Below are 13,244 nucleotides of genomic sequence, written 5' to 3'. Positions count from 1 at the left end.
GCTCCGCACCGGGCGGAGCGGGCGCGCCCGTCCGTCACCTCCGCGCGGCGCCCACCGGGTCGGGCTCGTCCTCGACGGGTTCCGGCTCCCCGCGCGTCTGCCGCGGCGGCGCCGGGCGTGACAGGGCGGCGAGGCGCCGGTCGGCCTCGGCCTGGATCGCGTCCTTGTCCCCGATCTCGGCGTCCGGCAGCGCGTCCGGCAGCAGGTCCTCCAGCAGCCGCAGCGGCCGGTACGCGAGGCCGAGCAGGCCCCACACCGTCATGACCGCGCCGACCAGGACGAGCAGCAGACCCGCGCCGCGGCCGGGACCGGTGCCGAGCACCAGGCCGACGGAGTCGGCGAGCGCGCCGCCGGGGCGCAGCAGCGGTGCGAAGACGTGGTCGGAGAGCGGGCCCGCGGTGAGGAAGCCGAGCGGCATCATCGACATGGCCAGCATCTGGTTGGTGGCGAGGACGCGGCCCTGGAGTTCCATGCCGACCTTGGTCTGGATGAGTGCCATCCAGTGGGCGTTGAGGATGATCAGCGCGCCCCACAGCACGAACATGCCCGCCGCCGTGAGCGCGGTGTGCGGTCCGCTGCCGGCGACGACGGCGGCGAGGCCGACCACCGACGTGAAGCCGACCATGCCGACCGCGCGGCGCCGGGTGCCGCCCCACAGTGCCATGACGACACCGCCCGCCATCGCGCCGACACCGCCGACGGCGGTGATGACGCCGAGTTCCACGGACGTGCCGTCGGCCAGGACCATCGGGGTGACGAGGACGGTGGCGACCGCGAACAGATAGTTGAAGACGACGAAGAAGACGACCATCGCGACGAGGCTGTGCCGCCGGACGATGTAGCGCCAGCCGGTGACGACCTCGCGCAGCAGCGGTTCCTCCTGCTTGTCGAACATCGCGTCCGGGAAGCGGACGAGCAGCAGGCAGGTGACGCCGGTCAGGAAGGTGGCCATGTCGAAGAGGACGACGCCGTGCAGGCCGATCAGCGACACGAGCACGCCGCCGGCCAGGACGGCCATCATGTCGCCCGCGCCGGTGCCGAGTTGGGCGAGGCCGTTGGCCTGGCCGAGGTAGCGCTTGGGCACGAGCTGGGTGATCGCGGCCAGGTAGGCGGGCCGTTGGAACGCCGTGCAGACGGATCCCGTGCAGGCCACCACGTAGATGTGCCAGACGTGGAGGAGGTCCGCCCAGTGGAGCAGGCCCAGTGCGAGCATGCCCGCCGCGGCGACGGTGTCCGTGACGATCATGATCTTGCGGCGGTCCACCCGGTCGGCCACCGCGCCCGCGATCGGCAGCAGGAGGACGGCGGGCAGCACCGCGACCACCGAGATGAGCGCGAAGTCGAAGGCGGAGCCGGTCTGCTGGTAGACCCAGACGCCGAGCGCGAAGCCGGACAGGCTCGTGCCGATCATCGAGACGAACTGGCCGATCGCCACCTTGGCGAAGGTCGCGAGCTCGGCGCGGGCCGCCGGGCGCTTGGTCGCGACCTGCTCGGCCACGCCGCCCGTCGCCGCGAACCCGGCCAGGACGCGGGCGAGTTCGGCGGCCTGGTGCTTGAGGAAGTAGTGCCCGGCGCGCGGGATCACGGCGAGGTCGACGGTGGCGCCGAAGTGCTCCCACTCGGCGTACCGCTCCTCGTACAGCTGGGTCGCGCGGTCCTTCTCCCCCACGACGCACAGGATCGGCGCGGCCATGCGCGCGGGCCGCCCGTCCCCGTACGCGCGCGTGTAGAAGTCCTCGGCCTGCCGCACGTCGTGGCGCAACGCCCGGACCAGGAAGTCCTGTTCGGCCCGGTCGTAGACGTCGGTGAAGCCGCCCATCGCGCGCAGGTAGTCGAGGTAGGAGCGGTTGGAGAGCATCCGGTCGCCGGGCATGCGGCGGGCGAACCACTCGGCGAAGCGGCCGGGCAGGCGGGCCGCCGGGAACGTCCCGCCGAGGGCGAGGCCGCGCAGGTCGACGCCGGCCGCCTCCAGGCGGGAGCCCAGGGCGGTGGCCAGCGCGCCGCCGAGGCAGTGGCCGTACAGGAGCACCGGGCCCTCGATCCGCTCGGCGACCTCGGCGGCCAACCGGTCGGCGAGGCCGTCGAGTTCGGCGAGCTCGTCGTCCGGGCGGCTCGGGTCGTGGCCGGGCAGCTCGACGGCGTAGAGCCGGTGCCCGGCGGGCAGGGCGTCGGCGAGCGGCTGGAACGTGATCGGGCTGCCGCCGCCGTACGGGACGCAGACGACGGTGACCTCGGCCGGCTCGCCGCCGCGCGTGAGCTTGTGCAGCAGGCGGCGCGGACCGTCCTGGGCCGGGCCGCCGCCGGCCCGGGCGTCGAGCAGGGCGGCCAGGGCGCGGACGGTCGGCTGCTGGAACAGGTCGATCACCGACAGGCCGCGGCCGATCAGCCGGACGGTGCGCACGGCGGAGAAGGAGTCCCCGCCGAGGGCGAAGAAGTCGTCCGCCGGGCCGACGTCCTCGACGTCGAGCACCTGCCGGTAGACGCCGGCCACGGCGTGCTCGGCCTCCGTCTCCAACTCTCCCCCGCCGGAGACCTGTTGGACCGGCGACGGCTCCGGCAGCGCGTGCCGGTCCACCTTGCCGTTGGCGTTCAGCGGCAGCGCCTCCAGCAGCACCACGGCCGCCGGCACCATGTAGTCGGGCAGCCGGGTGCGCAGCGCGGCCCGCAGGTCCCCCGGGTCGGGGACGGCGGGCACGACGTACGCGACGAGGCTGCGGGCGGCGCCCTCGCCGCGCGCGACCACGACCGCCTCGCGGACCTCGGGGCGGGCGGTCAGCTCGGCCTCGACCTCGCCGGTCTCCACCCGGAAGCCGCGGATCTTCACCTGGTGGTCGATCCGGCCGAGGAACTCGATCGCGCCGTCGGGGCGGCGGCGCACGAGGTCCCCGGTGCGGTAGCAGCGCCGTCCGTCGACGGCGACGAACCGTTCCGCCGTCAGGTCGTCGCGGCCCAGGTAGCCGCGTGCCACGCCGCCGCCCGACACGTACAGTTCGCCGGGCACGCCCACCGGCACCGGGCGCCGCCGGGCGTCGAGGACGTGGGCGCCGGCGTTGCCGAACGGCAGGCCCAGCGGGACAGCGGCATCGGGCCCGACCGGAACGGGCGCGCCGAGCATCGAGACGGTCGTCTCGGTGGGCCCGTAGTGGTTGTGCAGCGGGAGGTCCGGCCGGGCGGCGCGGATGCGCGCCACCAGGTCGGGGCGCAGCGCTTCGCCCGCGCAGATCAGCAGGCGTGCGGGCAGCACGCCCGCGAGGCCGTCGCCGTGCGCGGCCAGGCCCTCCAGGTGGCTCGGGACGAGCTTCATCGCGTCGATCCGGTGCTCGGCCGCGTACCGGGCGAACGCGGCCGGGTCGGTGGCCTGTTCGCGCGTGAGCAGGTGCAGGCAGCCGCCGCCGGTGAGGGCGCCGAACACGTTGGTGGTGCCGAGGTCGGCGGCGAAGGTGGAGACCAGCGCCCAGTTCCAGCCCTCGCTGCCGGGGCCGATCCGCTCGCGCAGGCCGTGCAGGTAGTTGCGGTAGTTGCGGTGCTCGACGGCGACGCCCTTGGGGGCGCCGGTGGAGCCGGAGGTGAAGATCAGGTAGCACAGGTGCTCGGGGCGGACGTCCACCTCGGGCGGCCCGTCGCACGGCTCCGCCGGGGTGGTGAGCGGCGGGACGACGACGGCCTCGCCCGGTACGCGGGCGCGGAGGTCGTCGGTGGTGACCACCGCGGCGGTGCCGGCGGCGGTGAGGAGTGCGGCGATGCGTTCGTCCGGGTGGACGGGGTCCAGCGGCAGGTAGGCGCCGCCCGCCTTGAGGATGCCGAGCATGCCGACGACGAGGGCGGCCGAGCGCTCGGCGAACAGGCCGACCGGGCGGTCCGGGCCGACGCCGAGGGCGCGCAGCCGGTGGGCCAGCGCGTTGGCGCGCCGGTCGAGTTCGGCGTAGGTGAGGACGCCGTCGGCGCCCCGGACCGCCGGCGCGTGCGGGGTGCGGCGGGCCTGTTCCTCGACCAGGCCGTGCAGGGTGCCGGTGAGGTCCCAGGTGCGCGCGGTGTCGTCCCAGGCGTCGAGGCGGCGCCGCTCGGACGGGGTGAGCAGCGGCAGTTCGGCGAGCGGGCGGTCCGGGTCGGCGGCCATCGCGTCGAGGACGGTGGTGAGGTGGCCGAAGAACCGGCGGACCGTCGGCTCGTCGTACAGCTCGGCGCGCCACACGAGGTCGGCGAGCAGGGCGCCGTCCTCGTCCACCACGGCGACGGAGAGGTCGAACTTGGCGGTGTCGGTGCCGACCGGGTGCCAGGCCACGTCCAGGCCGGGCAGCTCGGGCCTGGCCCGGTCCTGGTTGTGGACGTTGAGCAGGACCTGGAAGAGCGGGGTGTGGGAGAGCTCGCGCTCGGGCGCGAGGGCGTCCACCAGCCGCTCGAAGGGCAGGTCCTGACGGGCGAACGCGCCCAGGGCGCCCTCGCGGACGCGGCCGAGGAGTGCGCGGACGGTCGGCTCGCCGGAAAGGTCGGTGCGCATCGCGAGCGTGTTGACGAAGCAGCCGACCAGCGCCTCCGTCTCGCTGCGGGTCCGCCCGGCGACGGGCGTGCCGACCACGACGTCGTCGCTGCCGGTGTAGCGGCCGAGGACGGTCTGGAGGGCGGCCAGCAGCACCATGTACGGGGTCGTGGCGGTGTGTTCCGCGAGGGTGCGGATGCGACGGGAGCGCTCGGCGCCGAACTCGGCGGTGATCCGTGCGCCGCGGGTGCCGGCGACGGCCGGGCGGGGCCGGTCGGTGGGCACGGTGACGGTGGTGGCGGCGCCGCGCAGCCGCTCCAGCCACCACGTCTCCTGCGCGGCGAGCTCGGCGGCCTGCGCGGTGCGCTGCCAGTGCGCGACGTCCGCGTACTGGACGGGCAGCAGCGCCCACGTGGGCGCCCGGCCCTCGCGGCGGGCCGCGTAGGCGGCGCCGAGGTCGGCGAACAGCACCCCGAGGGACCAGCCGTCGGCGGCGATGTGGTGCAGGACGAGGCTGAGCACGAAGCCCTCGCCCGTGCGCAGCAGGACGGCCCGCAGCGGCGGGTCGGCGGCGAGGTCGAAGGGCCGGGCGGCCTCCTCGGCGAGCCGGGCGTCCACGGCGGCGGCCGGGACGTCGGCGGTGGCGAGGGCGAAGGCGCCCGCCGCGAGCGGTTCGGGCCGCACCTCGCCCTCGGACGCCGGGTAGACGGTGCGCAGCACCTCGTGCCGGTCGACGACGTCCGCGAGGGCGGCGGCCAGGGCCGCCTCGTCGAGTTCCCCGGCGATGCGCAGCGCGAGCGGGATGTGGTAGGCGGCGCTGTCGGGCTCGTACTGGGCGAGGAACCACATCCTGCGCTGCGCGGAGGAGAGCGGCATCGGCTCGTCGGCGGGGCGCGGCGCAATGGCGGCCCTGGCCGGCGCCGCTGCGGCTCTGGCGGCCTTCGCCTTGGCGAGCCGCTGCCGCAGCAGTTCCTGGCGCCGGGCGTCGGCGGTGCCTTCTCTTGGTCGGTCGGTCATGCGTCGTCCCCCATGGTGGTGTCCCCCACTGCGTGCTCGCCCACTGCGTCATCGCCCGCTGCGTCCTCGCCCGCCGCGTCGTTTCCGAGCGCGGCGAGCTCGTCGTCGAGGTCGGCGAGCAGCAGGTCTTCGATGCGGCGGGCCATGGCGGCCAAGGTGCGGTCGCCGAAGACCGCGCGCAGGGGCACCTCGATGTCGAAGGTGTCCCGGATGCGGGCCGTCAGGCGGGTCGCGAGCAGCGAGTGGCCGCCGATGCTGAAGAAGTCGTCGTGGCGGGAGACCCGGACCGCGCCCAGGACCTCCTGCCACACCTCGGCGAGGATCTCCTCGCAGTCGCCCTCGGGCGGTGCGCCGAGGCCGCCCAGTTCAGGGGCGGGCAGCGCGGCCCGGTCGACCTTTCCGCCGGGCGTCAGCGGGAGGGCGTCGAGCAGCAGGAGCCCCGCGGGGACCATGTAGTCGGGCAGGCGGGCGGCCAGGGCGAGGCGCAGGTCGTCCTCGGTGAGCGTGCCGTCCGTGACGGCGTACCCGGCGAGGACCGGGCCCGCGGGCGTGTCGACGAGCCGGGCGGCGCCCGCCGTCACGCCGTCCACGGAGGTCAACGCGGCCTCGATCTCGCCGAGTTCGATCCGGAAGCCGCGCAGCTTCACCTGGGCGTCCGCGCGGCCGTGGTACTCCAGCCGGCCGTCGTGGCGGCGGCAGGCGAGGTCGCCGGTGCGGTACATCGGCGCGCCGTCGGGGCGGCCGGGTTCGGCGACGAAGCGGTCGGCGGTGAGGTCGGGCCGGCCGTGGTAGCCGAGGGCCACGCCGGCTCCGGCGATGGCGAGTTCGCCGATGCCGTTGACCGGGACGGGCCGGCCGGCGGCGTCGAGGAGGTGCAGGCGGGTGTTGGCGATCGGCTCGCCGAGGGCCACCACGCCGTCGTGGGCGGCGAGTTCGGGGGTGACGCGCAGGGCGGTGGACCAGACGGTTGTTTCGGTCGGCCCGTACAGGTTCCAGAGCGTCCGGGTGCGGGTGAGCAGGGCCCGGGCGAGGTCGGTGGTGAGCGCCTCGCCGCCGCACAGGGCGGTGAGTGCCGGATGGCCGGTCCAGCCGGCCTCCAGGAGCATGCGCCAGGTGGCGGGGGTGGCCTGGAGGTGGGTGGCGCCGGTGCGCTCCAGCCAGGCGGCGAGGGCGGCGCCGTCGGTGGCGGTGGCCCGGTCGGCGATCTCGACCCGGGCGCCGACGGTGAGCGGCAGCCACAGTTCGAGGCCGGCGATGTCGAAGGTGACGGTCGTGACGGCGGCCATGACGTCCTGCCCGTCGAGGCCGACGAGGTCCTCCATCGCCCGCAGGAAGTTGACGATCGCCCGGTGCGGCACCGCGACGCCCTTGGGCGTGCCGGTCGAGCCGGAGGTGTACAGCAGGTAGGCCGGGTCCTCGGGGCCGACGGCGACGGGCGGGGCGACCGGGGCCGCGTCCACGTCCTGGCCGTCGGCCGCCACGACCGTCCGGCCCGCGAACAACTCGTCGTGCCGGTCGGCCTGTTCGGCCAGGACCAGCGAGACTCCGGCGTCGTCCAGCACGGCCCGGTTGCGGGCGAGCGGCTGGTCGAGGTCCAGCGGCAGGTACGCGGCGCCGCTGCGCAGCACGGCCAGCAGGGCGGCGGGCAGCAGGCGCCCGCGGCGGACGGCCACCGCGACCAGCCCGCCGGGTCCGGCGCCGGCGGCGGCCAGGACGGACGCCAGCCTGCCTGCGGTCAGACCGAGTTCGCCGTAGGTCAGACTGCCGTCGGCGGCCGACACGGCGACGGCCGAAGGGTCCCACCCGGCGTACAGCTCGTGCAGGCGCAGGTCGGCCACCGGGGTGTCCGCCCGGACCATGCCGTCCTCGGCGGCGGCGATCTCCGCGGCCGACAGCATCGCCAGCTCCGAGAGCGGGCGGTCCGGTTCGGCGATCCCGGCGGCGAGCACGGCGAGCAGGTGGTCGAAGACGGCGCGCACCGAACGCTCGTCATAGCGCGAGGTCCGGTACTCGGCGGACAGCAGCGGCCCGTCCGCCGGGAACTCCAGGAACAGCGACAGGTCCGTCTTCGCCGTCCCGTTGCACACCTCGGAGACGAACTCCAGGCTCAGGCCCGGGAGTTCGGCCCCGGCCACCGGATGGTTCTGCACCGCGACCAGCACCTGCGAGACCGGGGACGAGGCCCGCCCGGACGCACCGGCCGTCCGGCGCGCGTGCTCGACGAACGGCAGCACGCTGTGCTCGGCCGCGTCCAGCGCCGCCGGACGCACCCGCCCGACCAGCTGCCGGAAGGTGTCCGCCCCCGCGACGCCGAAGCGCAGCGCCACGGTGTTGACCAGTGAGCCGAGCACCCCCTCCAGCTCCGGCACCGGCCGGACGGCGAACGGGCTGAGCACGGCGACGTCGGTGCGGCCGGTGTAGCGGTGCAGCACCCCGCCGAGCGCGGCGACCACCGCCATGTAGAGGCTCGCGCCCTCCTCCGCCGCCCACCGCTCGGCGGCGCGCAGCAGCTCGGCCGGGACCCGGCGCTCGATGCGGCGGCCCGCGTAGTCCTGCGGGTCGGGGTGCGGGCGGTCGCCGGGCAGGTGCTGCTCGTGGTCGAGGCCGAGGAGGCCGTCGCCCCAGCGCAGCGCGTCCTCGCGGGCGGCGGCGTGCGCGCGCTGTTCCCAGCGGGCGACGTCCGACAACTGGAGTCCGGGCTCCGGGAGTTCGCCGTCCCGGTAGGCGCGGTCGAGCTCGGCGAGGAGGAGCCCGGTGGCCCAGCCGTCCATCGCCGCGTGGTGGACGGTGATCAGCAGCTCGTGGGCGTCCTCGCCGGTGCGCAGCGCGAGCACGCGCAGCAGGCGCCCGGTGGCGAGGTCGAGCGGGCGGGCCGCCTCGGCGCGGAGTGCGGCGTCCAGCAGCGCCTCGTCGGCGCCGGTGAGGTCGTGCACGGGCACGTCGACGGCGTAGGGCGGGCGGACCTCGACGGCGGGTTCGCCGGCGCGGCCGATCACGGCGGTGCGCAGCGCCTCGTGGCGGCGGACGACCTCGGTGAAGGCGCGGCCGAGCGCGGCGGCGTCCAGGGTGCCGGTCGCGCGGACGCGCAGCGGGACGTTGTAGAGCGACGTGCCGGCCTCGACGTTCTCCTGGAGCCACAGGTCGCGCTGGAACGCCGTCGGTTCGGCGGGCAGTCCGGGCTCGCGGACGGGCGGCGCGACCGAGGGGCGCCCGCCGCCGCGCGCGACGCGCAGGGCCAGGGCGGCGACGGTCGGCGCGGCGAAGAACTCGGCGAGCGGCACCCGGACGCCGTACTCGCGCTCGACCCGGGCGAGGACGCCCGCGGCGAGCAGCGAGTGGCCGCCGAGGTCGAGGAAGACGTCGTGCACGCCGACCCTGGGCATGCCGAGGAGCTCCTGCCACAGCCCGGCGATGCGCTCCTCGACGGGGGTGCGCGCCGCGACGAACACGCCGTGGCCGTCCCGCCCGCGCGCCACCGCGGGCAGGGCCGCGCGGTCGGTCTTGCCGTTGGGGGTGAGCGGCAGGCGCTCCAGCACGCCGATCGCGAGCGGCACCATGTAGCCGGGCAGGGCGGCGGCGCAGTGGGCGCGCAGCCCGCCGGGCGCGAGCTCCCGGGAGGACTGGACGAAGGCGGCCAGGTAGGCGCCCGCGTCGTCGTGCTGGACGACGGCCACCGCCGCCTCCACCGCCGGGTGTGCGGCGAGCACGGCCTCGATCTCGCCGAGCTCGACGCGGAAGCCGCGCACCTTCACCTGGTGGTCGGCGCGCCCGTGGTACTCCAGGCTGCCGTCCGCGCGCCGCCGGACGAGGTCGCCGGTGCGGTAGCAGCGCTCGCCGCCGACGGTCACGAACCGCTCCTCGGTGAGGTCCGGGCGGCCGTGGTAGCCGTGCGCCAGGCCCTCGCCCGCCAGGTACAGCTCGCCGATCCCGCCCTCCGGCACGGGCGCGCGCCGCTCGTCCAGGACGTGCGCCGTCGTGCCGTCGACCGGACGGCCGATCAGGGGTTCGCCGGTCTCGTCCCGGCCGACCAGGGCCCAGGTGGAGTAGACGGTGTCCTCGGTGGGCCCGTACAGGTTGTAGAGCCGCTCGACGCCGGGCTGCGCGTGGACCTGGTCGGCGAGCCGGCGCGGCAGCGCCTCCCCGGCCAGGTTGACGACGCGTACGCCGGCGGGCAGGCCGCCGCCGCGCAGCAGGGCCGCCATGGCGCTGGGGACGGTGTTGACGAGGGTGACCGCGTCGCGCGCGGGCAGGTCGGGCAGGGCGAGGGCGTTCTCGGCGACGACGACCGTGCCGCCGACGGCGAGCGGGAAGAAGACCTCGTACACCGAGATGTCGAAGCAGACCGACGTGGCGAACAGCACGCCCGCCACGTCCTCGGGCCGGTAGGTGGCGGCGGCCCAGCGCAGCAGGGCGTTGACGCCGCGCTGCGGGACGACGACGCCCTTGGGGCGGCCGGTGGAGCCGGAGGTGTACAGGACGTACGCCGCCGCCGCGTCGGTGCTGCCCACCGGCGCGACGGGAGCGGTCGGACCCTGCCCGTCCGGACCCTGCTCGAACGGACCCTGCTCGTCCGGCCCCGCGTACAGGACGGCGGCCCCGGCCCCCGCCACGAGGTGCTCGTGCGCCCGGTCGGTGAGCACGACCGGCGCCCGTGCGTCGCCGATCACCAGCTCCAGCCGGTCCTGGGGGTAGGCCGGGTCCAGCGGCACGTAGGCGCCGCCGGCCCGGAGCACCGCGAGCAGGGCCACGACCAGTTCGGCCGAGCGCGGCAGGCACACGCCGACCAGCGTCCCGGGGCCGACCCCGGCCCGGGCGAGGCGGGCGGCGGCGGAGGTCAAGCGCTCGCCAAGTTCGCGGTAGGTCAGGCGGCGCTCGCCGTCGATCACGGCGACGGCGTCCGGCGTGCGTCTCACCTGGGCCTCGATCAGGCCGGCGAGGGTGGCCGTGGGATCCAGTGCGGGGAATTCCGTCGAACTCATCCACTACTCCTGAGGGGTGGCCCGCGCACCGGCTCGTGGCCGGTGCGGATGGGTGGTGTACCTCCGGAGATGATGGGGTAAAGATGTTCGCACTACCAGCACAATTCCACCACTCGTTCGATATGCCGGAAAGGTCACCTCCGATTCGGTCCTGAGCGGTGCGGGATCATGACGCGGCGTCGTCCATGTCCTTACGGAACGTCAACAGCCGTACAATGCACGTCAGTTGACATGCACACTTGGTGCCGGGCGCTCCCAGGGGCGGGAGCTGCCCGGCGTGAACCCGGCGTCCCGGGCGTTGTCGAGCGCGTCGGCGAGGTTCAGCCGCCCCGGCTCCTCCAGGAAGCCCAGGACGGGGGCCAGCTCACGCTCGGTCAGGCGCTGCTCCCTGGCCGCCTCGACCAGCTCCTCCAGCTTCCGCGTGAACTCGTCCAGGTACGCGTCCTCGTCCACCTCGTCGTCGTCCTCGTCCTCCGGCTCCGGGATCCGCTCCATCACCCGGTCGGTCAGGAGGGACTCCAGCCGGTCCAGCGAGCCCGTGATCCCCACGCCGCGGTCGTCCTCGACGGGAGCGCAGTCCCACGCGCCGGCGCCGCTCTCCCACCAGTAGCAGAAGGCGATCCGGTCGGTGAGCCCGGACCAGCGCAGCGGCAGCCAGTCGGGCGCGCCCTGCAGCAACTCGTCGAGTTCGCGCTCGGTGCTGTAGTCGACGTCGAAGCCGGTGAGCACCGCCCGGCCGCCGTCGACCCAGCGGAGCTGCCAGCGGTTGCTGCTGCCGTCGTCGTGGCTGAGCTCGTCCCCGCCCGCCCAGTAGCCGAGCTGGACGTCGATGCCGGTCTGCAGGACCGACATCACCCCGCCCATCAGCCAGGACTCCTCGGGGTTCGGCGGGCAGTACGACATGAACGCTCCTTCATCGCGTGATCGTTACCGGACGACAGACGCCCCGGCCCCCGCGAAGGTTCCCCGGGTGCGGACGCCCGTCACGGCCGCGTCACGCCACGCGTTCCGCGCCGTGCGGCCGCGGTGACGCCGCCGTGATGGCCGGCCCGGACGCTGGGCGGTGTCCGCGGGCGCAGCCGTTGCCCTCGCGAAGGGAGCCACGATGCCCATCAGCCCCACCTATCCGGGCGTGTACATCGACGAGCTGCCGAGCGCCGTGCGCACGATCGTCGGCGTGCCGACGTCGATCGCCGCGTTCGTCGGGACGGCGCCGCGCGGGTCGGTGACGGACCCGGTGCACATCACCAGCTGGGCCGACTACGAGCGGGAGTTCGGCGGCCTCGACCGCACCTCCGACCTGAGCTACGCGGTCTACCAGTTCTTCCAGAACGGCGGCGCCGAGGCCGAGATCGTCCGGATCACCGCCGTGAAGCCGAAGAACCCGCCGGCCGACGGGCCCAGCTACCCCGCGCCCGCCACGCTCGTCCTGCCCGCCGCCTCCGGCGCCGCCGCCGACGCGGTCACGCTCACCGCCGTCAGCCCCGGCGACTGGGGCAACCACCTGCGGGCCCGGGTCGACCACCAGACCCGCGACAAGGCCGCGAGCGCCGCCGACCAGAAGAGCTTCAACCTCACCCTGCGCGACGCCGTCACCGGCGTGACCGAGAGCTACCTCAACGTCAGCTCGCTGCCCGGCAGCCCCGACCGGCTGAGCGTCGCCCTCGCCGCCTCCGCTCTCGTCACCGTCCCGGCCTCGGCGGACGGCAGGCTGCTCGCGGCCAATACCGACGTCCCGCCCGGCCAGGACCCGTTCCCGGACGGCAAGGGCCCCGGCCAGGGCAACTGGTACGTCACTGCCGGCGGCGGCCTGGACGGGACGGCGACCCCGGTCGCCGCCGACTACCTCGGCGACAGCTCCCCGGTCAAGGACGGCAAGCAGGGCATCTACCAGCTGCTCAAGACCGACATCTTCAACATCCTCTGCCTGCCCGGGCCGCCCGGCCAGAACGGCCCGGCCGGGATCCTCCCCCAGGCCGCCAAGCTCTGCCTGGACCGCCGGGCGATGCTCGTCGTCGACCCGCCGGACGCCTGGCACAACGTGGCCGACGTCACCAGGGCCGCCGCCCCGGGCGGCACCGGCCTGCCGCTCGCCGGCGACCCGGGCGCCCGCAACGCGGCCGTGTACTTCCCGCGCGTCCTGCTCGCCGACACCGAACAGCAGAACCTCGTCCGCGACTTCCCGCCCTGCGGCGCCGTCGCCGGGGTGTGGGCCCGCACGGACGTCGCGCGCGGCGTGTGGAAGGCCCCGGCGGGCACCGACGCGGGCCTCGCCGGCGTCGTCGCGCCGCTCGTGCCGATGACCGACCCGGAGAACGGCATCCTCAACCCGTACGGCGTCAACTGCCTGCGCCGGCGACCGGTGTTCGGCAACCTCGTGTGGGGCGCGCGGACGCTGGTCGGCGCCGACGTCCTCGCCGACCAGTGGAAGTACGTCCCGGTGCGCCGGACCGCCCTGTTCATCGAGGAGAGCCTGTTCCGCGGCACCCAGTGGGTGGTGTTCGAACCCAACGACGAACCGCTGTGGTCCTCGATCCGGCTCAACGTCGGCGCGTTCATGAACACGCTGTTCCGCCAGGGCGCCTTCCAGGGCCGCACGCCCAGGGACGCCTACCAGGTGGTGTGCGACGCGACGAACAACCCGCAGAACGACATCGACCGCGGGATCGTCAACATCCAGGTCGGCTTCGCCCCGCTCAAGCCCGCCGAGTTCGTGATCATCCACATCCAGCAGCTCGCCGGCCAGATCCAGGTCTGAGCGCACCCTCACG

Annotated in this window: 4 protein-coding genes; 1 reads left to right on the top strand and 3 read right to left on the bottom strand. The window is 75.1% G+C overall.

The features are described from left to right. Positions 1-34: 34 nt before the first annotated feature. The 3 genes from ACFXDE_RS05540 to ACFXDE_RS05530 all read right to left on the bottom strand — a co-directional run bounded on the left by ACFXDE_RS05540 (position 35) and on the right by ACFXDE_RS05530 (position 11,376). The gene (locus tag ACFXDE_RS05540) at positions 35-5,494 is read right to left on the bottom strand and encodes an amino acid adenylation domain-containing protein (RefSeq protein ID WP_380491174.1); all 5,460 of its coding nucleotides are present in this window, start codon (positions 5,492-5,494) and stop codon (positions 35-37) included. Next, positions 5,491-10,473: an amino acid adenylation domain-containing protein gene (locus tag ACFXDE_RS05535; protein ID WP_380491172.1), complete on the bottom strand. Its 4,983-nt coding sequence runs from the start codon at positions 10,471-10,473 to the stop codon at positions 5,491-5,493. Before ACFXDE_RS05535 ends, ACFXDE_RS05540 begins: the two co-directional genes overlap by 4 nt. A gap of 222 nt (positions 10,474-10,695) precedes the next feature. Next, on the bottom strand, positions 10,696-11,376 hold the full coding sequence (locus tag ACFXDE_RS05530) for a hypothetical protein (RefSeq protein WP_380491169.1): 681 nt from the start codon (positions 11,374-11,376) through the stop codon (positions 10,696-10,698). A gap of 202 nt (positions 11,377-11,578) precedes the next feature. On the opposite strand from ACFXDE_RS05530, the gene ACFXDE_RS05525 reads away from it, so the two are divergent. Further along, positions 11,579-13,231: a phage tail sheath family protein gene (locus tag ACFXDE_RS05525; protein ID WP_380491167.1), complete on the top strand. Its 1,653-nt coding sequence runs from the start codon at positions 11,579-11,581 to the stop codon at positions 13,229-13,231. Positions 13,232-13,244: the final 13 nt, after the last annotated feature.

Source organism: Kitasatospora sp. NPDC059408, from assembly GCF_042751525.1.
GTDB lineage: Bacteria > Actinomycetota > Actinomycetes > Streptomycetales > Streptomycetaceae > Kitasatospora.
Note: the sequence above shows the minus strand (reverse complement) of the source record. Positions and strands in the feature narration are given on the sequence as shown.